This is a genomic window from Streptomyces sp. NBC_00083 (assembly GCF_026343295.1).
GTDB lineage: Bacteria > Actinomycetota > Actinomycetes > Streptomycetales > Streptomycetaceae > Streptomyces.
This window is the reverse complement of sequence record NZ_JAPELY010000003.1, coordinates 156,362-178,922: the sequence shown is the minus strand read 5'-3', so window position 1 is coordinate 178,922 and position 22,561 is coordinate 156,362. Positions and strand designations below refer to the sequence as shown.

The 22,561-nt window shown below is 72.8% G+C and carries 23 protein-coding genes and 1 pseudogene; 7 read left to right on the top strand and 17 right to left on the bottom strand.

The window, feature by feature from the left end; translation table 11 throughout:
• Window positions 1–23 precede the first annotated feature (23 nt).
• Window positions 24–935 (bottom strand): YafY family protein, encoded by a 912-nt coding sequence (locus OOJ98_RS24700; RefSeq protein WP_267057211.1) that lies wholly within the window; start codon window positions 933–935, stop codon window positions 24–26.
• Window positions 936–1,029: 94 nt separating this feature from the next.
• Here OOJ98_RS24700 and OOJ98_RS24695 point away from each other — a divergent pair, with 94 nt between their 5' ends.
• Both OOJ98_RS24695 and OOJ98_RS24690 read left to right on the top strand, forming a co-directional pair.
• Window positions 1,030–2,124, top strand: coding sequence for a winged helix DNA-binding domain-containing protein (locus OOJ98_RS24695; RefSeq protein WP_267057210.1), 1,095 nt, complete (start codon window positions 1,030–1,032; stop codon window positions 2,122–2,124).
• Between the two features lie 196 nt (window positions 2,125–2,320).
• Entirely contained in the window at window positions 2,321–4,282 is a 1,962-nt protein-coding gene (locus OOJ98_RS24690; protein ID WP_267057209.1) for an NAD-binding lipoprotein, read from the top strand.
• A gap of 1 nt (window position 4,283) precedes the next feature.
• Here OOJ98_RS24690 and OOJ98_RS24685 read toward each other — a convergent pair whose 3' ends face one another.
• Together OOJ98_RS24685 and OOJ98_RS34905 are read right to left on the bottom strand one after the other, a co-directional pair.
• Window positions 4,284–4,496: a hypothetical protein gene (locus OOJ98_RS24685; protein ID WP_267057208.1), complete on the bottom strand. Its 213-nt coding sequence runs from the start codon at window positions 4,494–4,496 to the stop codon at window positions 4,284–4,286.
• 58 nt (window positions 4,497–4,554) lie between these two features.
• Window positions 4,555–4,695, bottom strand: a pseudogene (locus OOJ98_RS34905) (serine hydrolase); the annotation flags it as partial.
• 139 nt (window positions 4,696–4,834) lie between these two features.
• Here OOJ98_RS34905 and OOJ98_RS24680 point away from each other — a divergent pair.
• Window positions 4,835–5,551 (top strand): restriction endonuclease, encoded by a 717-nt coding sequence (locus OOJ98_RS24680; RefSeq protein WP_267057207.1) that lies wholly within the window; start codon window positions 4,835–4,837, stop codon window positions 5,549–5,551.
• A gap of 146 nt (window positions 5,552–5,697) precedes the next feature.
• Window positions 5,698–6,402 (top strand): DUF2470 domain-containing protein, encoded by a 705-nt coding sequence (locus tag OOJ98_RS24675; protein ID WP_267057206.1) that lies wholly within the window; start codon window positions 5,698–5,700, stop codon window positions 6,400–6,402.
• A gap of 46 nt (window positions 6,403–6,448) precedes the next feature.
• Here the strand turns inward: OOJ98_RS24675 and OOJ98_RS24670 are convergent, their stop codons facing one another.
• From OOJ98_RS24670 to OOJ98_RS24640, 7 genes are all read right to left on the bottom strand, one after another.
• Entirely contained in the window at window positions 6,449–7,036 is a 588-nt protein-coding gene (locus OOJ98_RS24670) for a hypothetical protein (RefSeq protein ID WP_267057205.1), read from the bottom strand.
• On the bottom strand, window positions 7,036–8,202 hold the full coding sequence (locus OOJ98_RS24665) for an ROK family glucokinase (RefSeq protein ID WP_267057204.1): 1,167 nt from the start codon (window positions 8,200–8,202) through the stop codon (window positions 7,036–7,038). The genes OOJ98_RS24670 and OOJ98_RS24665 overlap by 1 nt, the downstream gene beginning before the upstream one ends.
• A gap of 81 nt (window positions 8,203–8,283) precedes the next feature.
• On the bottom strand, window positions 8,284–9,108 hold the full coding sequence (locus OOJ98_RS24660) for an ATP-binding cassette domain-containing protein (RefSeq protein WP_267057203.1): 825 nt from the start codon (window positions 9,106–9,108) through the stop codon (window positions 8,284–8,286).
• On the bottom strand, window positions 9,105–10,142 hold the full coding sequence (locus OOJ98_RS24655; RefSeq protein ID WP_267057202.1) for an ABC transporter permease: 1,038 nt from the start codon (window positions 10,140–10,142) through the stop codon (window positions 9,105–9,107). Before OOJ98_RS24655 ends, OOJ98_RS24660 begins: the two co-directional genes overlap by 4 nt.
• Window positions 10,139–11,122, bottom strand: a complete 984-nt coding sequence (locus OOJ98_RS24650) for a sugar ABC transporter substrate-binding protein (protein ID WP_267058224.1) — start codon at window positions 11,120–11,122, stop codon at window positions 10,139–10,141. The genes OOJ98_RS24655 and OOJ98_RS24650 overlap by 4 nt, the downstream gene beginning before the upstream one ends.
• 128 nt (window positions 11,123–11,250) lie before the next feature.
• A complete protein-coding gene (locus OOJ98_RS24645; RefSeq protein ID WP_267057201.1) occupies window positions 11,251–12,264 on the bottom strand; it encodes a substrate-binding domain-containing protein in 1,014 nt (337 codons plus the stop codon).
• 124 nt (window positions 12,265–12,388) lie between these two features.
• Entirely contained in the window at window positions 12,389–13,141 is a 753-nt protein-coding gene (locus OOJ98_RS24640) for a GntR family transcriptional regulator (RefSeq protein WP_267058223.1), read from the bottom strand.
• A gap of 122 nt (window positions 13,142–13,263) precedes the next feature.
• Between OOJ98_RS24640 and OOJ98_RS24635 the strand changes: the two genes are divergently transcribed.
• The gene (locus OOJ98_RS24635; RefSeq protein WP_267057200.1) at window positions 13,264–14,265 is read left to right on the top strand and encodes a Gfo/Idh/MocA family oxidoreductase; all 1,002 of its coding nucleotides are present in this window, start codon (window positions 13,264–13,266) and stop codon (window positions 14,263–14,265) included.
• Between the two features lies 1 nt (window position 14,266).
• On the opposite strand, the gene OOJ98_RS24630 is transcribed toward OOJ98_RS24635, so the two are convergent.
• On the bottom strand, window positions 14,267–15,469 hold the full coding sequence (locus OOJ98_RS24630; RefSeq protein ID WP_267057199.1) for a cytochrome P450: 1,203 nt from the start codon (window positions 15,467–15,469) through the stop codon (window positions 14,267–14,269).
• A gap of 182 nt (window positions 15,470–15,651) precedes the next feature.
• Here OOJ98_RS24630 and OOJ98_RS24625 point away from each other — a divergent pair, with 182 nt between their 5' ends.
• Complete coding sequence (locus tag OOJ98_RS24625) at window positions 15,652–16,422, top strand: hypothetical protein (protein WP_267057198.1); 771 nt, start codon at window positions 15,652–15,654, stop codon at window positions 16,420–16,422.
• Between the two features lies 1 nt (window position 16,423).
• On the opposite strand, the gene OOJ98_RS24620 is transcribed toward OOJ98_RS24625, so the two are convergent.
• From OOJ98_RS24620 to OOJ98_RS24610, 3 genes are read right to left on the bottom strand one after another with little or no spacing between them, the layout of a single operon-like run.
• Complete coding sequence (locus OOJ98_RS24620; protein WP_267057197.1) at window positions 16,424–17,614, bottom strand: cytochrome P450; 1,191 nt, start codon at window positions 17,612–17,614, stop codon at window positions 16,424–16,426.
• 25 nt (window positions 17,615–17,639) lie between these two features.
• Entirely contained in the window at window positions 17,640–18,323 is a 684-nt protein-coding gene (locus tag OOJ98_RS24615; RefSeq protein ID WP_267057196.1) for a response regulator transcription factor, read from the bottom strand.
• A complete protein-coding gene (locus OOJ98_RS24610; RefSeq protein ID WP_267057195.1) occupies window positions 18,320–19,543 on the bottom strand; it encodes a sensor histidine kinase in 1,224 nt (407 codons plus the stop codon). The genes OOJ98_RS24615 and OOJ98_RS24610 overlap by 4 nt, the downstream gene beginning before the upstream one ends.
• A 146-nt stretch (window positions 19,544–19,689) precedes the next feature.
• Between OOJ98_RS24610 and OOJ98_RS24605 the strand changes: the two genes are divergently transcribed.
• Window positions 19,690–19,896, top strand: a complete 207-nt coding sequence (locus OOJ98_RS24605) for a hypothetical protein (protein WP_267057194.1) — start codon at window positions 19,690–19,692, stop codon at window positions 19,894–19,896.
• A 27-nt stretch (window positions 19,897–19,923) separates the two neighbouring features.
• Here the strand turns inward: OOJ98_RS24605 and OOJ98_RS24600 are convergent, their stop codons facing one another.
• The 3 genes from OOJ98_RS24600 to OOJ98_RS24590 all read right to left on the bottom strand — a co-directional run bounded on the left by OOJ98_RS24600 (window position 19,924) and on the right by OOJ98_RS24590 (window position 22,507).
• On the bottom strand, window positions 19,924–20,838 hold the full coding sequence (locus tag OOJ98_RS24600; protein ID WP_267057193.1) for a DMT family transporter: 915 nt from the start codon (window positions 20,836–20,838) through the stop codon (window positions 19,924–19,926).
• Between the two features lie 130 nt (window positions 20,839–20,968).
• Window positions 20,969–21,595 (bottom strand): dihydrofolate reductase family protein, encoded by a 627-nt coding sequence (locus tag OOJ98_RS24595; protein WP_267057192.1) that lies wholly within the window; start codon window positions 21,593–21,595, stop codon window positions 20,969–20,971.
• 102 nt (window positions 21,596–21,697) lie between these two features.
• On the bottom strand, window positions 21,698–22,507 hold the full coding sequence (locus tag OOJ98_RS24590; protein WP_267057191.1) for an AIM24 family protein: 810 nt from the start codon (window positions 22,505–22,507) through the stop codon (window positions 21,698–21,700).
• Between the last annotated feature and the right edge of the window lie 54 nt (window positions 22,508–22,561).

Genomic DNA, 22,561 nt, shown 5'->3' with positions numbered 1-22,561 from the left:
CACGACCGCCCCGGCGGTGACCGTCAGGTCGGCTCAAAATCCGCCCCCGCAACGGGAGTTCGCCGCGCCCCGCTCAGCCCCGCACCGGCCGCCCCACCGGCACGGGCGTACCGGGCGCTCAACTCCGCGAAGGAAGCGGCCAGTTGAGGTGGACCCACGACCTCGATCTCGGTGTCGAAGCGGCCGATACCCGCGGCCAGTCCGGTCCATGACCAGGAGCCGAGGACGAGCCGGCAGCGACGGGGCCCGAGTTCCTCGACGATCGCGTCCTGGGCGTGGGGCGCGACCTCGGCGGCCGGGAGGTGCAGGATCACCTCGCCCCGGCAGGGCCAGTCGGTGGTGGTGCCGTCGGTGCCGCGGAACCGGCCGGTGACGAAGGTGGATACGGTGCCGCCCGGCAGGTCGCGCGGGGTGAAGCGGGGACCGGTGGGAGTGCCGGGGCGGACGCGGTCGGCGCGGAACGTGCGCCAGTCCTCACGGTCCAGGTCCCACGCCACCAGGTACCAGCGGTGCCGCCAGGTGACCAGATGGTGCGGCTGCACGCGGCGGACGCCCTCGGCGGCGCCTGGGCCCGGGGTGTAGTCGAAGCGCAGCTCCTCGCGGGCGTGGACGGTCCGGCCCAGCTCCATCAGGACGCGGGCGTCGGCCTCGGAGGTGTCGCCGGACGCCACGGTCCCCAGCGCGACGGCCAGGGCGACGGCCTGCTCGTCGTCGAAGAGCAGGGGCGGCAGGTGGGCGCCGGCCTCCAGGCGGTAGCCGCCGGCCGGTCCTTTGACCGTCGTGATCGGGTAGTCGAGTTCGCGCAGGCGGTCGATGTCACGGCGCACGGTGCGCGAGGTGATGCCGAGACGCTCGGCGAGGTCCTCGCCCGACCAGTCACGGGGCGTCTGGAGGAGCGAGAGCAGGGCGAGCAGCCGGGCGGACGTCTTGTGCATGGCGCCCATGCTCCCCGCAATACCGGACACCTCCTGTCCTCTACCGCTGCCATCGTGGCCACCGTCCCGTCCGACGGCTGAATCGACCCACACCATGACTGTCCTGGACGCCCGTGCCCTCAATCGCGCCACCCTCGCCCGTCAGCATCTGCTGGAGCGCTCCGACACCTCCGTGACCACGGCGGTGGCCCATCTGTGCGGGCTCCAGGCGCAGGAACCCCAGGAACCGTTCATCGGGCTGTGGTCGCGCCTGTCCGGCTTCCGACCCGCCCTGCTGGACGAGGCGTTGACCGGCCGGGCGGTGGTGCGCACCCATCTGATGCGGCGCACCGTGCACCTCGTGACGGCCGCCGACGCGCTCGCCTGGCGGGCCCGCCACGACACGATGCTGCGCGGCCGCGTGCTGGGCACCTATCCGCGCGAACTGGCCGGCGTCGACCTGGACGAGGTCGCCGCCGCGGGCCGCTCGGTGATGGCCGACGGGCGGCCCCGCACCATGGCCGAACTCGTACGGGCCCTCGGGGACCGCCGGACCGGCCCGCCGCGCCGCGTGCTGGGCGAACTGCTCGTCGCGGCCCTGATCCCCATGGCCCAGCTACCGCCCCGCGGCCTGTGGCAGCGGACCGCAGGCGTACGGAACCTGCCGCTGAGCACCTGGCTGGGCCGGGACGTCGATCCGCTGCCCGCCGATGGAGCCGATCCCGTCGGGCAGCAGCTGGTGCGCCGCTATCTCGCCGCGTACGGGCCCGCCGCCCGTGCGGACCTGCGTGCCTGGTGCGGCCTCACCGGCCTGCCCGCCGCCCTCGGGGCCGTCCGGGAGGAACTCGCCGTCTTCCGTGACGAACGCGGCCGCGAACTGCTCGACCTGCCCGACGCGCCCCGCCCCCACCCCGACACCCCCGCACCCGTCCGGTTCCTTCCGGCCTTCGACAACGCGATCCTCGGCTACCGGGACCGCGGCCGCATCATCGACGCCGCCCACCTCGGCCTCTCCGTGGCGGGCCACCGCACGGTCCTCGTGGACGGACGCGTCACCGCCACCTGGACCGTGCGCGAGCGGCGCCTGCGCATCAGCCCCCTGCGCGACCTGACGGCACGGGAACGGGCTGCCGTACGGACGGAAGCCGAGGCGCTGGCCGCCTTCCTGGACTCCTCGATCGAGCACATCCGTCTCGAACCGCCCACCTGACCTGCGGATTCATGGGCGCGGAAAGGTCGGCCCGGAGCCGTTCGAGCCCGGTCGCTCACCCCTTCGGGGCGGTACGCCTCATACGTCTGGGTGAGGGCTGCCGTGTTCGACGGCACCCCCCGGCCGATCTCCCTACCTTGAACGGCACGGTGGTCGTCGACGGGCCGCCCGCGTCGTAACGGTGGGTGGAGGTGTGGTGGGGTACCTGGCATCGCTCTGGCGGCGCGTGCAGTACCGGTTCGACACCCTGGTGTCGCGCAGCACGCCCGCTCTCATCGGCTGGCTGACCCTCGGCTGTCTGTTCGCCGTCGTGCCGATGAGCGTGCTGCTCGTACGGACGGACCGACGGCCCCCGGAGACCTTCACCGGGCTGCTCGTGGCGGTGTGGGTGAGCGTCGGGCAGACCCTGAAGCTGGGGGGCGCCGTCGGTGCTCCCCTGTACGTGCTGGCGTCCGTGCTGCTCGCCCTGGTGGCGCTGTTGTTCGTGTCGACGCTGGTCAGCCTGATCACCACCGGCCTCAACCAGCGGATCCTGGAGCTGCGGCTCGGCCACTCGACGGTCCTGGAGGTGGGGCACACCGTCGTCCTCGGCTGGTCCGACCAGATCTTCCCCGTCATCGCGGAGCTGGTGTCGGCCAACTCCAACCGGCCGCGGGCCGCGATCGCCGTCCTGGCGTCGAAGGACAAGGTGGAGATGGAGGGCGAGATCGGCGCCCGGATCACCGCGACCCGCACCACGACCATCGTCTGCCGCAACGGCTGCACCACCGATCCGGCGGTGCTCGCGCGCGTAAGCCCCGGGTCCGCGAAGGCCGTTCTCGTCCTGCCGCCCGGCACGGACGACGGCGACGCCCTCGTGGTGAAGACGCTCCTGGCCCTCAACGCGCCCGCGCCGGGCGCCGACGTGCCGAGCGGCCCCGGCCCCCGCACCGAGTCCGGTCCCGCCGCCCCCGCGGTCGTCGTGGCGGCCGTCCGTGACACCCGTAACCGTCTCACCGCCACCCTGGCCGCCGGGCCGCGCGGACGTGTCCTGGCCATCGACGACATCGTCGCCCGGCTCCTCGTGCAGACCGCCCGGCAGCCCGGACTCTCCCTCGTCTACCAGGATCTGCTGGACTTCGCGGGTGACGAGTTCTACTCCGTGCCCGCCCGAGCGCTGGCCGGACGCAGCTTCGGGGAGGCCCTCCTCGCGTTCACGACGTCCTCGGTCGTCGGCCTGGTGCGCGCCGACGACACGGTCGCCCTCAATCCGGCCACCGACACCACGATCGCGGCCGACGACCGCGTCCTCGTCATCTCGCGCGACGACGACACCGCGGTCCTCGAGGATGCCGCGCCGTACGTCGACCCGGCGGCCATGGCCACGGCCGTCCCCGACGCCGCGATGCCCGAGCGACTGCTGCTGCTCGGCTGGAACCGCCGCGCGCCCCTGATCGTCGCGGAGCTCGCCTCCTACGCGAGCCCAGGGACCACCCTGGACGTCGTGGCCCTCGGGGACGACGCGACCATGCGCGGCGCCTACGAGGCGGCGGCGGAACGGGGCCCCATGGAGGTGACCCTGCACCGCGCGGACATCACCAACCCGGTCGTCCTCGGCGCCCTAGACGTGCCGTCCTTCGACAGCGTCATCGTCATCGCCGATCCGGGCGACGCGCCGGCCGGGGCGCTCGCCTCCGCCCAGGCAAGCCCCGACGTGGACGACAGGACACTGGTCACCCTGCTCCATCTGCGGGCGATCGAGGAGGCCACGGGCCGGGAGATCCCCCTCACGACGGAGATGTCGGACGACCGCAACCGGCTGCTCGCACCGGCGCGCGAGGGCGCCGACTTCATCGTGAGCGGCCGCCTCATCAGCCTGCTCATGTGCCAGATCTCGGAGAGCCCCTATCTGGCCGCGCTCTTCGAGGAGTTGTTCACGGCCGACGGCAACGAGCTGTATCTGAGGCCGGCGACGGAGTACGTACGGCCAGGAGCGGAGGTCACCTTCGCCACCGTGGTCGCCGCGGCGCGCCGCCGCAGGGAGTGCGCCGTCGGATACCGGCTGCGCGACCGGTCCACGCACGGTCCGGCCTACGGGGTGCGGCTCAACCCCGACAAGCGGGAGCCGGTCCGGCTGACGGCGCGGGACTGGGTGATCGTGATCGCGGCGGACCGCTGACTCAGCCGAAGTCGGGGATGGGGTGGCCGGGGGTCAGGGCGGCGGCGATGCGCTGGACGATGGTGTGCGCGGTGTGGCCGTCCGTGGACCCGGGGTCCTGCGTGGTGGACACGGCGATGGCCAGACTCTGGGACGGCAGGTAGGCCATCGACGCCGAGTAGCCGAAGAACAGGGGGTGTTGGGAGCCCCAGTCGCCGAGGACGACCACGCCCATGCCGTAGTGCGCCGAGCAGCACGAAGTTGGCGTGCGAGTAGTTCCAGTTGGCGCCCGGCCGGTACCAGGGCTGCCGGCCGGTCGAGAGCGCGACGAGTTCGGCGGCGGTCCACCGGCGGAACGGGTTGGCGGTGACCGCCTGCTGGAAGCCGGGGGCGGGCGCGTAGTCGGGCAGGCCGGTGGTGGAGTTCGCGAGCATGCGCAGGGGGCATCTCGGGCCGCACCAACTCCCCTCCCGGTAAGGCTTGTTGGCCCAGAAGCGGCCCGAACCGCGTGGACGGGGCGCGGGCGGGCAGACGGACGTGGAAGTGATCTTGCTGATCCGAAGGAGTCCCGCGATGACGATGCCGGTTCGTCGTTACCCCGCCGTTCCGCGCCGCCGGCGCCCGGCGTTCGATCTGCGTGCCACCTCGCTGGGTTTCGGTCTGGTCGCGCTCGTCATCTGGGGAGTCGCCCTGACCTTCAAGTCGGCGGTACGGCCGCACTCCCATCCGCTCGGCGCCGTCCTGGCGCTGCTCGCGCTCCTCCTGCTGTCGACCGCCGCGATACGCAGCAACTGGCTGCGCCGCGCGGCCCGCAGAGCGGCGCTCGAAACGACGGTCGCGCCCGCGCCGGAACAGCCGGCCCCGGTGCTGCCGCCCACCGTCGGCGCCCCGGAGGCCGCGGAGTGCGCCGACATCGACCCGCTGGCGTTCGAGGACGCGGTGTCCCGGCTGTGCGAGCGCGACGGCTGCTCCGACGTCCATGTGGTGGGCGGCGCGGGCGACCTCGGCGCGGACGTGATCGCCACGACGCCGGACGGCCGGCACCTCGTCGTCCAGTGCAAGTGCTACGGGGCCGGCCACAAGGTCGGCTCGCAGGATCTGCAGCGCTTCGGCGGGACCTGTTACGCCGTGCACGAGGCCGACCTCGCCGTGGTCGTCACGACCAGCGAGTTCACCGAGCCCGCCCTGGGCTATGCCGAGCAGTGCGCCATCCTCTGCCTCGACGGGGCGTTCCTGCGGGCCTGGAACAACGGGACGGGCCCCGCGCCGTGGGAGCTTCCCGGCGTCTGAGCGCGTGCGGGCCGCCGCTGCGCACGGGGACCGCGACACGCGGCGCGGGAGGAATCGGGACGGCTTCCCCGCCCGCTCACCATGGGTTAGGTTAGGCATACCTAAGTTGAACTCGCGTCTCTGCGACGTCCCCAGGGAGAACCCGCATGCGCCCGCACCGTGCCCGCACCCCCCAGCCGACCCCCGCCGAGCGCGTGCGGTCCGTCATCGCCGCGGCCCACTCCATGACCGTGGTCACCGACGGCCGCGACCAGGAGGTCTACAGCCTCGACGGCGCCGGCGCGCTGGGCCGCATCCACCTGCACGACCCGGCCGACCCCACGGAGGCCCTGCCCGCGGGGCCCCGCATCCCCGTACGCCTCGAACTCACCGACATCGCGCCCACCCCCGTGCGGGACCGGCTGCGGGCCCGCGTCACCCTGTCCGGCCTGGTGGCGAAGGCCTACAGCGCGCACTCCCCCGACAGCACCTGCATGGAGTTCGGCCAGGCCGTCATCGAGGACGCCGCGGGGCGTACGTACGTCTCGCTGGAGGAGTTGCAGGAGGCGCCGTGCGATCCGATGGCGCCCTGCGAGGCCGGCATGCTCACCCATCTCGTGGACGACCACCCCGACCTCGTCCCGCTGCTGCTCCGCCTCGTCGAGCCCCGCCTGAAGCACGGCGTGGTGCGCGCCCTGCCGCTGGCCATGGACCGGTACGGCGTGACCCTGCGCCTCGAACTGCCCGCGTCGCACCGGGACGTACGGCTGCCGTTCCCCACGGCCCTCAACGACATCGACCAGGCGGGCCTCCAGTTCCACGCGCTCCTGACCGCCGCGCGCCGCTCCTCCCACCAGCGGCTGCCGGCCTGACGGCGCACGCCGCCGCTCCGGATCCGGACGGCCGTGGCCGGCCGGCTCAGGGAGTCGTCGTGGACACCACGAAGACGTTCGGCCGGTCCGGGTTGGTTTCGTCGACGGTGATGTCGAGGGTCGGCCGGGGGTCCTTGGCGGTGCGGGTGGTGCCCGACCAGTCGTGGTTGCCGGGGAAGGTCCAGTGGACCTTCGCCGCGTCCTTGCCGTCGATCGTCACGTTGCCGGGCTTCAGCGTGGCCGTGCTGGTGCCCGCGCTCTTCATGAACTCGGCCAGGCCCGCCGCACTCGTCTCGAACTGGGCGTAGAGCTTGCTGACCTTCCAGCTGTTCGACTCGTAGAAGTACACGCCGATGGAGTCCATCGGGATCGGCACCTCGTAGATGCGCCGCTGGGCCTTGGACGGCCAGTCGTGCACGAGGCCCGTCGCCGCGGCCTCCGACTCCTTGTCGCGGCCGCTGGTGCGGCTCTGCTCCGCGGAGATCGCCAGGTAGCCCGCGGGCACACCGATGAGCAGCACGATGATGACCGCGGTGATCCAGCGCCGCCGGATCATGTGCTGCCGGGTCTCGGGGGGCTTCTCGTCCGGCGGCGGGGACTGGCGGGGCACGGCGGGGCGGTCGGGCGGTGTCATCAGTCGGATTCCTGGGTGGTGCGGGTGGTGCCCGTCCTGCGGACGGCTTCGGCGACCTTCGCGTACCGCTCGTAGCGCTCGACGCGGCGGCGGTTGGCCCGGCGGAACCGGCGGGCCACCAGCCGGGCCAGATCGGCGGCGCCGACCATGCCCGCCTCGGGGCCGAGCTGCGCCTTGGCGATGCGCGCCTCGGGACGGTAGCCGCGGCCGGTGAGGTGACGCTTGAAGGCGTCACGGGCGGGGCGGATCAGGAGGTCGTCGGCGGCGCTGACGCCCCCGCCGATGACGAAGCACGACGGGTCGAGGGCGGCGGCCAGGTTGGCGATGCCGACGCCGAGCCACTGTCCGATGTCCTGGAGCAGCTCGACACACATGGCGTCGCCCTCGCGGGCCAGCTCGGTGATGAGCGGCCCGGTGATCTCGGGGATGTTGCCGCCGACGCGTTCGATGATGTTGTACGCCACCGGGGAATCGGCGCTCGCCAGCTCGCGGGCCTCGCGGACCAGCGCGTTGCCCGAGCTGTACTGCTCCCAGCAGCCGCGGTTGCCGCAGGCGCAGCGGTGGCCGCCGGGCACGACCTGCATGTGGCCGAACTCGCCGGCCACCCCGTACTTGCCGCGCTTGACCTGCCCGTCCTCCAGGATCGCACCGCCGATGCCGGTGCCGAGCGTGATCATCACCAGGTGGTCCTCGCCGCGCCCGGCGCCGAATCGCCATTCGGCCCAGGCGGCCGTGTTGGCGTCGTTGTCGACCATGACCGGGACCGCGAGGCGGGCCTGGAGGGCGTCGCGCAGCGGCTCGTTGCGCCAGGCCAGGTGCGGGGCGAAGAGGATGGTGGAGCGGTCGGCGTCGACCCAGCCGGCCGCCCCGATGCCCACCGCGTGCACGTCGTGCCGGTCGGACAGGTCGAGGACCAGCTCGGTGATGGTGTCCTCGACGACCTTGGGGCTCTTGGACTTGTCCGGGGTCTCCGTGCGGAGCTTCTCCAGGATGTTGCCGTCCGCGTCCACCACGCCGGCCATCACCTTCGTACCGCCGATGTCGATGCCGACGGTGGGCACCCGCGGGGCCGTCAGATGCGAGCGGCGCTCCCGGGTGCCGACGGTGCGCAGCGTGGACCGGGCGGATCCCCGGTGGGCTAGGGCGAAGTCGCGGTACGTGGTCATCGGGGCCGATTCTGCCATCCGGACGCGGCGCGGACCTCGCGTGCGGGTGCCGCCCCGTCGGCCCGGGGCGGCACGAGGGGGCTACCGCGGGTCGTCGGGTCCGGTGGCCCGCTGGAGCTCGTGGCTCAGCTCTTCGAGCTCGCTGCCGCCCGCCATCTGGCGGGTGAGCTCGTCCAGGGTGATCTCCGAGCGGAGATGGCTGCCGGTCATCGAGCCGCGCTTGAGGAGCACGAAACGGTCCCCGACGAGGTAGGCGTGGTGCGGGTTGTGCGTGATGAGAACCACGCCGAGCCCGGCGTCGCGGGCGGCCGCCACGTACTTCAGGACGACCCCGGACTGCTTCACGCCGAGGGCCGCGGTCGGCTCGTCGAGCACGAGGACCTTGGCGCCGAAGTGGACGGCGCGCGCGATGGCGACGCACTGGCGCTCGCCGCCGGACAGGGTGCCGATCGGCTGGTCGACGTCGCGCAGGTCGATGCCCATGCGCAGCAGCTCCGCATGGGTGGTGCGGCGCATCTTCTCGACGTCCAGGCGCTTGAAGGGGCCCTTGCCCCGGGTGGGCTCCGAGCCGAGGAAGAAGTTGCGCCAGACCGGCATCAGCGGGACCACGGCCAGGTCCTGGTAGACGGTGGCGATGCCCCGGTCGAGTGCCTCGCGCGGGTTGGCGAGCGAGACGTCCTCCCCGTCGATGCGGAAGGTGCCCGCGTCGTGCCGGTGCAGACCCGCGATGATCTTGATGAGGGTGGACTTGCCCGCGCCGTTGTCACCGAGGACGCAGGTGATCTCGCCCGCGTGGACCTCCAGGGTGACGCCTTCGAGGGCGCGGATGTTGCCGTAGTACTTGCTGACGTCGTCGAGCTCGACGAGGGCGGTCCGCCCCTCCGGCTCGTATGGGGTGGTCGTCATGCCGTGGCCTCCGCCCGCTTGCGCACCCACGCGTTGAGCAGCGTGGCGAGCAGGAGCATCGCTCCGAGGAAGAACTTGAACCAGTCCGGGTTCCACTCCGCGTACACGATGCCCTTGCTGGTCATGCCGAAGATGAACGCGCCGACGGCGGAGCCGATCGCCGAGCCGTAGCCGCCGGTGATCAGACAGCCGCCGATGACGGCCGCGATGATGTAGATCAGCTCGTTGCCGACGCCCTCGCCCGACTGCACCACGTCGTACGAGAACAGCAGGTGCTGGCCGGAGACCCAGGCCGCGAACGCGACGCCCATGTAGAGGCCGATCTTCGTCTTGAAGACCGGGACGCCGACCGCGCGGGCCGCGTCCGCGCCGCCGCCGACGGCGAAGATCCAGTTGCCGAAGCGGGTCCGCAGCAGGATCCAGGTGGCGATCGCGACCAGCACGAACCACCACAGGATGGTGACCTTGAGGTCGACGGAGCCGATGCTCAGCTGGGAGGCGAAGAGCTTCTTCGCGGACTCGAAGCCCTGCATGTCGGAGATGGACTTCGTCGACACGGTGCCGCTGATCAGCTTGGTGAAGCCGAGGTTGAGGCCGGTCAGCATCAGGAACGTGCCCAGCGTGATGATGAAGCTGGGGAGTTTGGTGCGGGTCAGCATGAAGCCGTTGAAGGCGCCGATGGCGACGGTGACGAGCAGGGAGACGGCCACGCCGACCCACACGTTCGCCGTCATCTGGTAGCTGAACATCGACGAGACGAGGGCCGACGTCGTCACCATGACGCCCGCCGACAGGTCGAACTCGCCGCCGATCATGAGCAGCGCCACCGGCACCGCCATGATGCCGATCGTGGAGGCCGCGTACAGGACGGTCGAGAGGCTGGAGGGCCGCAGGAAGCTGTCGGCGACGACGGAGAAGAACAGGAAGACGGCGACGGCGCCGACCACCGAGCCCAGCTCGGGGCGGCCGAGGAGCTTGCGCCAGACCGAGCGCCGCAGCAGCCGCTCGTCCCCGCCCAGGGGTGTGGCGGTCATCGGGTCCCCCGCTTCGTGTACGCCTCCAGCTTGGCGGCCTCGTCCTTGGTGACGATCTGGGGGCCGGTCAGCACCGGAAGCCCGCCGCCGAGCACGTCGGCGTTGTACTTGTAGAGCCAGAGCAGGTCGACGGCCTCGTACCCCTGGAGGTAGGGCTGCTGGTCGACGGCGAAGCCGAGGGTGCCGGCCTTGAGGGAGGCGGCCACCTTGGGGTTCAGGTCGAAGGTGTCGATCTCGGCGGAGCTGCCGGCCGACTCCTTGGCCTTGACCGCGGTGTCCGCGAAGGGCGCGCCGAGGGTGACCACGGCGTCGATCGACGGGTCGGCCTGGAGCTTGGCCTCGATGGAGGACTGCACGTCGGGCATGTTGGTGCCGGTGACGTAGAGGTTCTGGACCTCGCCCTTGAAGGTCTCCTTGGTGCCCGCGCAGCGCTGTTCGTGGCCGACGTTGCCCTGCTCGTGCAGGACGCAGAGCGCCTTCTTCCTGCCCCGCCTGGTGAGCTCGTCGCCGACCGCCCGGCCCGCGATGGTCTCGTCCTGGCCGATGTGGGTGAGCGCGCCGAACTCCTTGGACTTCTCCGAGCCCGAGTTGACGGTGATCACCGGGATGCCGGCCTTCTCGGCCTTGGCGACGACGTCCTTGAGGGCGTCCGGCTTTGCGAGCGTGACGATGAGCCCGTCGACCTTCTGGTCGATCGCGGCCTGCACGAACTGGGCCTGCTGCTGCCCCTGGTCGCTGTGCGAGTAGAGGAAGTCGATGTTGTCCTTGACGGCGGCCTGCTTGGCGCCGCTCTGCACGATGTCCCAGAACGTGTCGCCGTCGCCCGAGTGGGTGACCATCGCGATCTTCCAGCGGGGCGTGTCCACCGCGGCCCTGCCCTGGGCCTGCGCGGACTTGCGCGCGTCCTCGGCGCGCTTGCCGCCGGTGCTGCTGCACCCCGCCAAGGAGGCTCCGAGCACCGCTGCCAGCACCGCGCCCATGACGCGTACCCCTGTCCGAACCCTTGCCACGACGCCGTGCCCTTCTTGCTGTACCACCGGGTGCTCCCGGGGCTGGTCGGTCCCTGCCCCGGCCGCCCAAGTATGGGTCACGGGGACTGCGCGGGCGATCATCGGGTACCGCGGGCGGTGTACTTCTCCAGCGTCGGCACGTCCTTCCCGGTGACGATCGCGGGCCCGGTCAGGACCGGCCTGCCGCCGCCGATCACATCTCCGTTGGTCTTGTTCAGCCACAGCTCGTCGACGGCGAGGTAGCCCTGGAGGTAGGGCTGCTGGTCGACGGCGAAGCCGATCTGGTGGGCCTTGAACTGTTTGACCACGGCGGCGTTGAGGTCGAAGGTGTCGATCTCGGCGGAGCTCTTGGCGTCGCCCTTCGCCTGGACCGCGGCCGCCGCCATGGGCGCGCCGAGCGTGACGACGGTGTCGATGTCCGGGGACGACTGGAGCCTGGCCTCGATGGACGAGGCGGAGGCGGGCGTGTTGGTGCCGTCCACATTGAGGTTCTCGACGCTGCCCTTGAACGTTTCCTTCACACCCGCACAGCGCTGTTCGAGGGAGACGTTGCCCTGCTCGTGGATGACGCAGAGGGCCTTCTTCCTGCCCTCCTTGGTGAGCTCGTCGCCGACGGCCCGGCCCGCGACGCCCTCGTCCTGGCCGATGTGGCCGAGCGCGCCGAGGGCCTTCGAGGAGTCGGCGCCGGAGTTGATGGTGACGACGGGTATGCCCGCGGCGACGGCCTTCTCGACGACGTCTCTGACGGCTTCGGGTTTGGCCAGCGTCACGACGAGGCCGTCGACCTTCTGGTCGATGGCGGCCTGGATCAGCTGGGCCTGCTGCTGACCCTCCTTGTTCGCCGAGTACAGGAAGTCGACGTTGTCCTTGGCCGCGGCCTGCTTCGCGCCGCTCTGCACGATGTCCCAGAACGTGTCACCCTCGCCCGAGTGGGTCACCATGGCGATCTTCAGGCGCGGGGTGGTCACCCCCTGGCCGCCGCCCGGTGATCCCGACCCGCTGTCCTCGGAACTCCTGCCGCCGGAACCGCTGCACCCGCCCAGCGCGAGCGCCAGCGCGGTGACCGCCAGGACCGCCGTGGTTGCCGTGCGGGGTGTGCGGGGTGTGCGCATGGGGTCCGCCTTCCGTCCCGGCCGCCCGGTTGCGGCACGTGAGTTCTAGCGGCGGCGCCATGACACCGTCAATACTTTGTCCGAACATTCTTACCCGGCGTGGCTCACGGGTCCGCGCCGGGACTCAGGCGCGTACGAGGAGCTGGAACTCGAAGGAGTAGCGCGAGGCCCGGTAGAGGTGCGAGCCGAACTCGACGGCCCGGCCGGTGTCGTCGAACGTGGTCCGCTCCATGGTGAGCAGCGGCGCGCCCGCCGCCTCGGCCAGGAGGCCGGCCTCCTGCGCGGTGGCCGCCCGCGCCCCCACGGTCTGGCGCGCGCTGTGCAGGGTGATGCCCGCGCCGCGCATCAGCCGGTAGAGCCCGGTGCCTTCCAGATACGGGGTCTCCAGCGGCAGCAGGCCGGGCGGCAGGTGGTTGCGCAGCCGCGCCATCGGCTCGCCGTGCGCGTACCGCAGCCGCTCCACCAGGTGGACGTCGCTGCCCTCGGCGATGCCGAGCGCGGCGGCGACCTCGGCGGTGGCCGGCTCGACGGCGTTGCGGAGCACGGTGGTCGCGGGCTTCTGGCCGGCCGCCTCCAGGTCGTCGTAGAGACTGCTCAGTTCGAGCGGGCGCTTGACCTGGCTGTGCACGACCTGGGTGCCGACACCCCGGCGGCGCACCAGGAGGCCCTTGTCGACGAGGCCCTGGATGGCCTGGCGGACGGTGGGCCGGGACAGCCCGAGCCGCTGGGCCAGGTCGATCTCGTTGCCGAGGAGGCTGCCGGGCGTCAGGGTGCCCTTCTCGATGGCCGCCTCCAGCTGCTGCGAGAGCTGGAAGTAGAGCGGGACCGGGCTGGTGCGGTCCACGCTGAGCTGGAGCGGGTGGGAGAAGTCCGCCATGGGTCTTGGCTGCTTGGGCACCCGGTGAGCGTAATGCGCCGGGGATGTTGACGGGAAGTCGTGAAGTCCGGTTGTCAGGACAAAGTCTTGACAGGACGTCGTGCCGCGGCCACGGTGTGGCCATGCGTATCGCAGTGATCGGAACGGGACGGATCGGCGCCTTCCACGCGGGCATCCTCGCCCGCCATCCCCGCATCGAGCAGGTGGTGGTCGCGGACGCCGACCCGGCGCGGGCCGCCGGGGTCGCCGCGCTGACCGGTGCGACCGCCGTGACCACGGTGGCGGCGGCGTTCGACGGCGTCGACGCGGTGGTGATCGCCTCCGCGACCGCGGCGCACGCCGGGCTCGTCGCGACCGCCGCCGGCGCGGGGCTGCCCGCCTTCTGCGAGAAGCCGATCGCCCTGAACGTGCCGGCCACCCTGGAGGCGCTCCGCGCGGTCGAGGCGGCGGGCACCGAACTCCAGCTCGGCTTCATGCGCCGCTTCGACGCCGGCTACGCCCGAGCCCGCGACCTGGTCCGCTCGGGCCGGCTCGGCCGGCTGCACACCGTACGGGCGGTGACCTCCGACCCGGCGCCGCCGCCCGCCGCGTATCTGCCGCTCTCCGGCGGGCTCTACCGCGACTGCCTGGTGCACGACTTCGACATCGTGCGCTGGGTGACGGGCCGCGAGGTCAGCGAGGTGTACGCGACGGGCTCGGACGCCGGGCCCGCGATGTTCCGCGCCGCCGCCGATGTCGACACCGCCGCCGCGGTCCTCACCCTGGACGACGGGGCCCTCGTGACCGCCACGGCCACCCGCTGCAACGGCGCCGGCTACGACGTACGGCTCGAACTGGCGGGAGAGCGTGACCAGTTCGCGGTGGGCCTCGACGACCGCACCCCCCTGACCTCGGCCGAGCCGCACGGCCCCGGCCGCCCCGAAAAACCATGGACCGGCTTTTTGGAACGTTTCGCGCCCGCCTACGAGGCGGAACTCGACGCGTTCGTCCGCCTCGTGCGGGGCGAGGCGGCCAACCCGTGCGACGGCCGGGACGCCCTGCACGCCCTGCGCATCGCCGAGGCGTGCGAGGTGTCGCGCCGGGAACGGCGGGTGGTCGAGATCGCGGAGATCCCGGGCGGCTGAGCTACCAGCGCACCGGCAGCCGCTGGGGTCCGCGGATCATCATGCCGGTGCGCCACCGGAGCGCCGCCGGGTGCAGGTCGAGGGTGAGGTCGGGGCAGCGGTCGAGCAGGGTGCGCACCGCGACGCGCGCTTCGAGGCGGGCCAGCGGGGCGCCCAGACAGTAGTGGATGCCGTGCCCGAAGGCGACATGGCCGCGGGCGTCGCGACGGATGTCGAACCGGTCGGGATCGGCGAAGCGCGCCGGGTCGCGGTCCGCGTCGGCGAGCGCCACGAGGACCAGTTCGCCGCCGCCCGGTATCAGCGTCCCGGCGATCTCGACGGGTTCCTTGGTGAAGCGGTACGTGGGTGTCTCGACCGGGCCGTCGTAGCGCAGCATCTCCTCGACGGCGTTGTCGATGAGGCCGTCGAAGTCGGCACGGAGTGCGGCGAGTTGGTCCGGGTGGCCGAGCAGCGCCAGCATGCCGTTGGAGATGAGGTTGACGGTGGTCTCGTGGCCCGCGACCAGCAGCAGCCAGGCCATACCGAGGAGTTCGTCCTGGGACAGCCGGTCGCCGCCCTCCTCGTCGGCGGTGTGGATCAGCGCGCTGATGAGGTCGTCGCCGGGGCTCGCGCGCTTCTCCTCCAGGAGGTGGGTCAGATACGCGGTGACCTTCTCGGCGGCGGCGAGGCGGTCTTCGAGCCGGGGCTCCGCGAGGGAGGCGTTGGACCAGCGGCGGAAGGAGTCCCGGTCGAGCGTGGGCACGCCGAGCAGTTCCCCGATGACGGTGATCGGCAGCGGGAAGGCCAGCGCCTCCACGAGGTCGGCCCTGCGCTCCGGGCCCGCGAGCATCGCGTCGACGAAGCCTTCGGCCATCTCCTGCACGCGCGGGGCCAGTTCGTCCACGCGGCGCGGCGTGAAGTGGCGGCTCACCAGGCGGCGCAGCCGGGTGTGGGCGGGCGCGTCGGAGCTGAGCATGGTCACGCCGGAGGAGACCTGGCGCACTCCCCCGCCGGGTGCCGCGTTGCTCCACTGCTTGGACAGCCGGTCGTCGGCGAGGACGGCCCGCCCGGCCTCGTACCCGACGACGAGCCAGGCGTCGGCTCCCTCGGGCATGCGTATGCGGTGCACGGGGCCGCCGGCCCGCAGCTCCGCGTAGACGGGGTAGGGGTCGCGGGTGAAGTCCTCACCCAGCGCGGCGAGATCGACTACGGCGTCACGGGTCAACGCGTGCCCCTTCCGGGCGAATGGGTGAACACGGCGGACGATACGGCCCCGCGCGGGAGCCCGCACCGCCTTTGCGCACCCTCCGTGCGGCGGGATCGGGCCGCCGCGTCGCCCGCCGGGGCGCACCCTGTCACCCCGGCGGCCCCGGGGGCTCCTACCCTGGTGGGAGCAAGGGAGGCAAGGTGCTGAAGCGTTGGTGGTTCATGGAGCGGCTGCGCCCTACCGTGCCCGAGCAGCGGACCGGGGAGCTCTCCAAGGAGCGGCAGCAGCTGGTCCTCGACGAGTGGGCCGCCGCCCGCGAGAGGCTCGACCGGCTGGTGTCGGCGCGGGTGACGGCCGTCGGTGACGTCCTGCGGACGGCCGAACTTCCGTCGGCACGCAACACGTTGAGCCCGGCCGGCGCCGATCCGCTCGCCGATGCCGACTGCACCTGGGCCTTCGACGCCTACCAGGCCGCGGGCAAGCTCATCGACGAGGCGGCCGACCTGCCCGACCTCGCGGCCGCCGCGGTCCTCGCCGACCGCGCCCTGGAACGGTTCGCGGCGGTCCACGCCCGCGCCGCCGGGCAGCCCGAACCGAAGGCCGCCCGGCGCTGCTTCTACAACCCGCTGCACGAGGCGGCCGAGGACGCCCACTCCCCCGTACGCAAACAGCACCGGCAGCGGGCCCGGCGGCGCACCGGGCCGCGGGAGGCGGCGGCCGACCGGCGGCCCGCCTGCCCCTCGTGCCGCCGGGCGATCCTCGCCGGGCAGGCGCCGGACGTGCTGCCCGCACTCGTCCCGGTGAAGCTGTCGCGGCTGCGCACCGCCCGGGTCCTCGTGCCGTACTACTCGGTGCCGCAGCAGTGGTCCCTGTGGTCGCTGTGCGTCTGCGGGGCGTACGGCGACGAATGGCCCTCGCTCGTGCTGCGCGGCGAGCACCGCAAGCGGGCGGCGGCAGCGCGCAAGGCGTGAGTCACCAGCGCACCGGAAGATGGCGCACACCACGGATCAGCATGCCGGGCAGCCATTCCAACTCCCCTGCGCCAGCGGCCAGTTGAAGGTCAGGGGCGCGCTCCAGAAGGGTGCGGACCGCGATCCGTCCCTCCATGCGGGCCAGCGGGGCGCCCAGGCAGAAGTGGATGCCGTGGCCGAAGGCGAGGTGGCTCTGCGGGGCACGGCGGATGTCGAAGCGGTCCGGATCGTCGTACCGCTGCGGGTCGCGTCCCGCGGAGGCGAGCGCGACCAGGACGGGCGCGCCCGCCGGGATGAGGACGTCGCCGACCTGGACGGGTTCGCGGGCGAACCGGTACGTGGCGGTCTCGACGGGGCCCTCGTAGCGGAGCATCTCCTCGACGGCCCCGTCGATGAGCCCGTCGAAGTCGGCGCGCAGCGCGGCCAGTTGGTCCGGGTGGGCCAGGAGGGCCCGGATGCCGTTGGAGATGAGGTTGACGGTCGTCTCGTGGCCCGCGACCAGCAGCAGGAAGGCCATGCCGATGAGTTCGTCCGGGGAGAGCTGGTCGTCGTCCTCGTCACCGGCGCGGATCAGGGCGCTCAGGAGGTCGTCGGCGGGTCCCCCGGCCCGCTTGGCCTCGATCAGGCCCGCCAGGTATCCGCCGATCTCGCGGACGGCGTCTTCTCCCCCGGCGTCCGTGAGCGGCGCGACGGCCTGGTTGGACAGCACGCGGAAGGCGGCACGGTCGAGGTCGGGCACGCCGATGAGTTCGGCGATGACGGTCATGGGGAGCGGGAAGGCGAGCGCGTCGACCAGGTCGGCGGTGCGGCCGGGAGCGGCCAGCATCGCGTCGAGGAGCTCGTCGGTGACGTCCTGGACGCGGGGGCGCAGCGCCTCGATGCGGCGCGGGGTGAACTCCCGTGCCACCAGCTTGCGCAGCCGGGTGTGCTGGGGCGGATCGGTCTCCAGCATGTTGGCCCCTGCGGGCAGTTCGGTCCGGCCCTCGTCGGTCAGGACGCGCCAGTCCTTCCCGAAGCGGGGGTCGGCGAGCGCCGCCCGCGCCGCCTCGTGCCCCACGATCAGCCAGACGTCCGTACCGGTCGGCGGGGTGCGGACCAGATGGACCGGCCCCTCGGCGCGCAGCTTGGCGTACATCGGATAGGGATCGGCGTTGAATTCCTCGGCGTGCTCGCTCAGATCGACAACCGGCATGGCCCCGCCCTCCGTTCGGTTCTGTTCAGCCTACGTCGCCGTCCGGATCGGCGAGGAGGCCGGCGTCGTGGACCAACAGGGCGATCTGCACACGGTTGTTGAGGCCGAGCTTGGCCAGGACGCGCGAGACATGGGTCTTCACGGTGGGCACGCTCAGATAGAGGCGTGCGGAGATCTCCGCGTTGGAATGTCCCCGGCCCACCGCGACCGCGACCTCCCGTTCGCGTTCGGCGAGCAGCGCGACGCGCGCACGGGCACGGGCCGCCCGGTCGCCGGGTGCGGCCGTCGCGCCCGACACCTGGGCCATGAGCTGACGCATGACGGCGGGCGAGAGAACCGGGTCGCCCTGCGCGACGCGGCGTACGGCGGCGACGATCTCGGCGGGCGGGGTGTCCTTGAGGACGAACCCGGCGGCTCCGGCCCGCAGCGCCCGCAGCACCTGTTCGTCGGCGTGGAACGTGGTCAGGACGATGACCTCGGGGGCGTCGGGGCGGGCGCGCAGCGTCTCGGTGGCGGTGAGGCCGTCGACCCGGGGCATGCGGATGTCCATGAGGACGACGTCCGGGCGCAGCTCCAGGGCGAGCCGGTCGACGCCGTCACCGTCGGCGGCCTCGCCGACGATCTCGATGTCCTCGGCGCCGCCGAGCATGAGCGCGAGGCCCGCGCGGACCAGGGGGTCGTCGTCGACGATGAGCAGGCGGATGGTCATGACGGCCACGGTAGCCAGGCCGCGACCGTGAAGGAGCCGTCGGGCCCGGGGCCGTGGTCGAGGCGGCCGCCGGCGAGGGTGGCGCGTTCGGTGAGGCCGATGAGCCCCTGCCCGGACCCGGGCACGGCGGGCACCGGGCCCGGCGGCGCAGGGTTGCGTACCGCCACGGTGAGCCCCTCGCCGGGGTGGCCGGTGACCGTGACGGTGACCTCGGCGCCGGGTGCGTGCTTGCGGGCGTTGGTGAGGGCCTCCTGGGCGATGCGGTAGGCGTTGCGTCCGGTGGCGGCGGGCACACCGGAGGCGTCGGGGACGCGGGTGTCGAGGACGACCTCCATGCCGGCCTCGCGGGACTCGGCGACCAGTGCGTCGAGGGTGGCGAGCGTCGGCTGCGGCCGGTCCTCGGCGCCCTCCCCCGGGCTGCGCAGCACCCCGATGATCTGGCGCAGGTCCTGGAGCGCCTCGTGCGCGCTGTCCCGGATGACCCCGGCGGCCCGCGCGACCTCGGCGGGGGGCGCGTCGGGACGGAATTCGAGGGCGCCGGCGTGCACGGAGAGCAGGGTGAGCCGGTGGGCGAGCACGTCGTGCATCTCGCGGGCGATGGCCTCGCGGGCGAGCCGCTGCGCGTTCTCGGCCCGCAGCACCGCCTCGGCCTCGGCGCGGGCGGCCCGTTCGCGCAGCGCGACGACGAGCTGGCGCCGGGAGCGTACGAGCATGCCCCAGCCGGTGACCAGCAGGACGAGCACCGTTCCCACGACGGCGTTGGCGAGCAGGCCGGTCGTGGGGTCGGGGCGCAGGACGGGCTGGAACACCGAGCTGATCACGGCGGCGCCGCTCACCGCGAGCACGACCGGCTTGAACGGCCGGTGCACGGCCAGGCTGAACAGCGCGACCAGGAACGCGCCCGACGCGACCGGTGCCACCAGCGACACCACGACCAGCGCCGCCGCGAGCCCCACCGGCCACCGGCGCCGCAGCCACACCGCGCAGCAGGCGGCGGCGCCGACCAGCTGGTCGAGCAGGAGCACGGTCTCGGAGTAGCCGGGCGTCTTGTCGAGCGTGTCCGCGGTGATCAGGCCGATCAGCGCGGCGACGGCGAAGACGCAGAGGTCGACGGCCCAGTCGCGTACGGTGCGCCGCGGCCGGGCCCGGTCGCCGGGCAGCTCGGGGTCGGCCACCGCCGAGGGCAGCAGCCAGCGGAACTCCGGTCCAGCACGTGTCATGCCGGCAAAGTTACGCAGCGCACGGGCCCGGCGGCGCGGTGCGGGCGCGACGCGCTACCAAAGTCGCGGAGCCGAAGACTTTGGACGCGGCGCCGGGGGACCGGCGGCCGACGCGGGGAACGGGGCGGCCCGCCGATGCTCGGGGCATGAGGAAATTCTTGGAGGTCGCCGGGCTCGTGCTGCTGCTCCAGGGTGTGGGCGGGCTGCTGCACGAGTGGACCGGCTGGTTCGGCCTGTGGACCCTGGTGCACCGCACCGGCGCGCTGGCCGGCCATGAGGTCTTCGCGAGCATCGTGCTCGCGGTGGCGGGCGTCGCGGTGCTGATCGCCTCGGGGAGCGCGGCGAAGAAGTAGCGCGATGGCGCCCGGAGGGGCGGCGGCTCAGGCCGCGGACCGCCGGCCCCAGCTGGTGCCCGCGAGGACCAGGACCGCGCCCGACAGGCCGAGCACGCCGAGCCGTTCGCCGCCGAGCGCGATGCCGGCGGCCGCGGCCCACAGCGGTTCGGTGCCGAGCAGGAGGCTGACGCGCGAGGGCGAGGTGCGGCGGACCGCCCACATCTGCACGAAGAACGCGAACAGCGTGCAGAACACCGACAGGAAGAGCAGTCCGCTCCACTCGCCCGCGCCGAAGCCGGCCGCGACCGTCCAGGGCGCGGGACCGGTGCCGGGCGCGGCGGCGAGGACAGCGAACACCGCGACGGCGCCGCCCAGTTGGACCGTGGTGAGGGAGAGCGCGTCGGCGCTCTGCACCGACTTGACGCGGGCCATCAGCAGCACGTGCGCGGTGCGGGCCAGGGCGGCGAGCAGCATCAGGAGGTCGTCGGCCGACGGCGCGGTGAAGCCACCGCCCTGGGTGAGCAGGACCACGCCCCCGACCGAGAGGGCCGCCGCGGCGAGGAAGGCGCGCGGGGGCCGGACCCGGGTGACGGCGGCCTCGGCGAGCGGGGTGAAGATCATGGTGAGGCTGATGATGAGCCCGGCGTTGGTCGCCGAGGTGTGCACGACGCCGTACGTCTCCAGGAGGAAGATCCCGCTGAGGACGAGGCCGAGCAGGGCCGCGCCGCGCCACTGGGCGCGGGTCAGGGCCCGCAGTCCGCGCCATCCGGCCACCGCGAGGACGGGCACGACGAGGGCGAAGCGGAGCACCAGGACCGCGGTCACGGTGCGGGCGGTGGTGATGTCCTTGGCGGCGAGGTAGCTGGCGCCCCACACGACGGCCACCAGGAGGACCGGCAGGTCGGTGAGCCAGGCACGGCGCGGGGCGAGACCCGCGGAGGGTACGGCGATCGACGTCACGGGCGCGGTCTCCAGAGGGGGCGTGCGGTGTGGAGACGTCGGCGGCTCGCACGGGGACGATCACCGTACCGGCACGCGAACGGCCCGTGAAGGCCCCTTCCCCGCACCGGGCGGGCCCGGTGGCCGGCACTCAGTGACCCGCGGGGAAACTCCCGTACCGGGGGCGCCCGGTGGGGCGGTAGGTGGTGACGGACACGCCGCCCGGCGTGGTGCGGGCCTCGGTGAGGGCGAACGACGTCGGCGGGACGCCGTCGGTGAACAGGCGCCGGCCCGTGCCGAGTACGACGGGAAAGGTCATCAGGCGGTACTCGTCGATGAGGTCGTGGCTCATCAGGAAGCGGGCGAGGGTGGCGCTGCCGTGCACCTGGAGCTCACCGCCCGGCCTGGCCTTCAGCGCCTTGATCTCCTCGGCCACCGCGGCGTCCGCACCGCCGAGGACGAGGGTGTTGTGCCACTCGGGGTCCTTGAGGGTGGTGGAGACGACGTACTTGGGGAGCGCGTTCAGCGGGCCCGCGATGGGGTGGCCGGGTTCGGTGACGCCCGGCCAGTACCCGGCGAAGATGTCGTAGGTGCGCCGGCCGAGCAGGAAGGCCTCGGCGCCGGAGAACCAGTCGACGACGTACCGCCCCGACACGTCGTCGGAGAACGGGACCTGCCATCCGCCGTGCGGGAACCCGCCGCCGGCGTCCTCGTCGGGGCCGCCGGGCGCCTGCACGACCCCGTCGAGGGTGAGGAACTGGGTGAGGGTGAGCTTCATGGTCCGAGCCTTCCTGAGGAGTGCCCCGGGCGGCCGTTACCGCGCCGGTCACATCAGGACGGACCGCGCGGCGCGGCGGAACTCATCGGACGGCGCCGTGCCTCACCCGGCGTGAGTGGAGAAGAGTCCGCCGGTGGGCCCCTGCTTGTCGCCGCCCTGGGCCTTGCTGAGGGCGTTGGCGAGGCCCTCGATGGTGAGGGACTGCAGGATGACCCGGCCGTCGCCCTCCAGGGTGGCGAGCGAGAGGCCCTCGCCGCCGAAGACCGCGTTCATCAGGCCCTGGCGGTTGAGGCCGCCGATGCGCTGGACGCCGTACTGGATGCCCTCCTCGAAGGCGACGATGCAGCCGGTGTCGACCTCGATGCGGCCGCCGAAGTCGGCGGGGTTGAGGTCGATGAAGTTGCCGGCGCCGCAGATGATGACGGTGCCGGTGCCGGTGAACTTCTCCAGGATGAAGCCCTCGCCGCCGGCCATGCCGGTACGGCCGCCCTGGAAGGCGATGCCGAACTCGACGGTGGACTCGGCGGCCACGAAGGCGTCCTTCTCGGCGAACCAGGCCCGGTCGCCGGTGAGTTCGAGGGCCCGCATCTCGCCGGGCAGCACCCCCGCGAAGCCGACGGTGCCCTCGCCGCCGGTGGAGGTGAAGTGCTGGAAGGCGAGCGACTCCCCGGCGAGTGCGCGCTGGCCGGCCTGCAGGGCGGTGCCCATGGCCTGGCGCAGCATGCCGCCCATGCCCCCGCCGCCCGCGCTCCCGCCGCCCTGCGCGGAGGCGCCGCCCAGGCGGGTCTCCATCGTCACGTTGGCGGTCTTGAAGAGGAACTTCCCGGCCTCGCAGTAGACCGTCTGGCCGGGGGCGAGGTTCACGACGGCCATCTGCATGGCATTGCCGACGATCTCTTGCTGAAGGGTCACGGCCGGGCTCCTGACGCGTGCGGGGTGGTGGTGCCGTGGCCAACGTACGACACG

Coding starts and splice junctions, on each gene's coding strand:
- OOJ98_RS24700 (WP_267057211.1), bottom strand. CDS start 935: ATGCACAAGACGTCCGCCCGGCTGCTCGCCCTGCTCTCGCTCCTCCAG.
- OOJ98_RS24695 (WP_267057210.1), top strand. CDS start 1,030: ATGACTGTCCTGGACGCCCGTGCCCTCAATCGCGCCACCCTCGCCCGT.
- OOJ98_RS24685 (WP_267057208.1), bottom strand. CDS start 4,496: ATGGGCGTGGTCGTCCTCGGCGACTGGGGCTCCCAACACCCCCTGTTC.
- OOJ98_RS24680 (WP_267057207.1), top strand. CDS start 4,835: ATGACGATGCCGGTTCGTCGTTACCCCGCCGTTCCGCGCCGCCGGCGC.
- OOJ98_RS24675 (WP_267057206.1), top strand. CDS start 5,698: ATGCGCCCGCACCGTGCCCGCACCCCCCAGCCGACCCCCGCCGAGCGC.
- OOJ98_RS24670 (WP_267057205.1), bottom strand. CDS start 7,036: ATGACACCGCCCGACCGCCCCGCCGTGCCCCGCCAGTCCCCGCCGCCG.
- OOJ98_RS24665 (WP_267057204.1), bottom strand. CDS start 8,202: ATGACCACGTACCGCGACTTCGCCCTAGCCCACCGGGGATCCGCCCGG.
- OOJ98_RS24660 (WP_267057203.1), bottom strand. CDS start 9,108: ATGACGACCACCCCATACGAGCCGGAGGGGCGGACCGCCCTCGTCGAG.
- OOJ98_RS24655 (WP_267057202.1), bottom strand. CDS start 10,142: ATGACCGCCACACCCCTGGGCGGGGACGAGCGGCTGCTGCGGCGCTCG.
- OOJ98_RS24650 (WP_267058224.1), bottom strand. CDS start 11,122: ATGGGCGCGGTGCTGGCAGCGGTGCTCGGAGCCTCCTTGGCGGGGTGC.
- OOJ98_RS24645 (WP_267057201.1), bottom strand. CDS start 12,264: ATGCGCACACCCCGCACACCCCGCACGGCAACCACGGCGGTCCTGGCG.
- OOJ98_RS24640 (WP_267058223.1), bottom strand. CDS start 13,141: ATGGCGGACTTCTCCCACCCGCTCCAGCTCAGCGTGGACCGCACCAGC.
- OOJ98_RS24635 (WP_267057200.1), top strand. CDS start 13,264: ATGCGTATCGCAGTGATCGGAACGGGACGGATCGGCGCCTTCCACGCG.
- OOJ98_RS24620 (WP_267057197.1), bottom strand. CDS start 17,614: ATGCCGGTTGTCGATCTGAGCGAGCACGCCGAGGAATTCAACGCCGAT.
- OOJ98_RS24615 (WP_267057196.1), bottom strand. CDS start 18,323: ATGACCATCCGCCTGCTCATCGTCGACGACGACCCCCTGGTCCGCGCG.
- OOJ98_RS24610 (WP_267057195.1), bottom strand. CDS start 19,543: ATGACACGTGCTGGACCGGAGTTCCGCTGGCTGCTGCCCTCGGCGGTG.
- OOJ98_RS24605 (WP_267057194.1), top strand. CDS start 19,690: ATGAGGAAATTCTTGGAGGTCGCCGGGCTCGTGCTGCTGCTCCAGGGT.
- OOJ98_RS24595 (WP_267057192.1), bottom strand. CDS start 21,595: ATGAAGCTCACCCTCACCCAGTTCCTCACCCTCGACGGGGTCGTGCAG.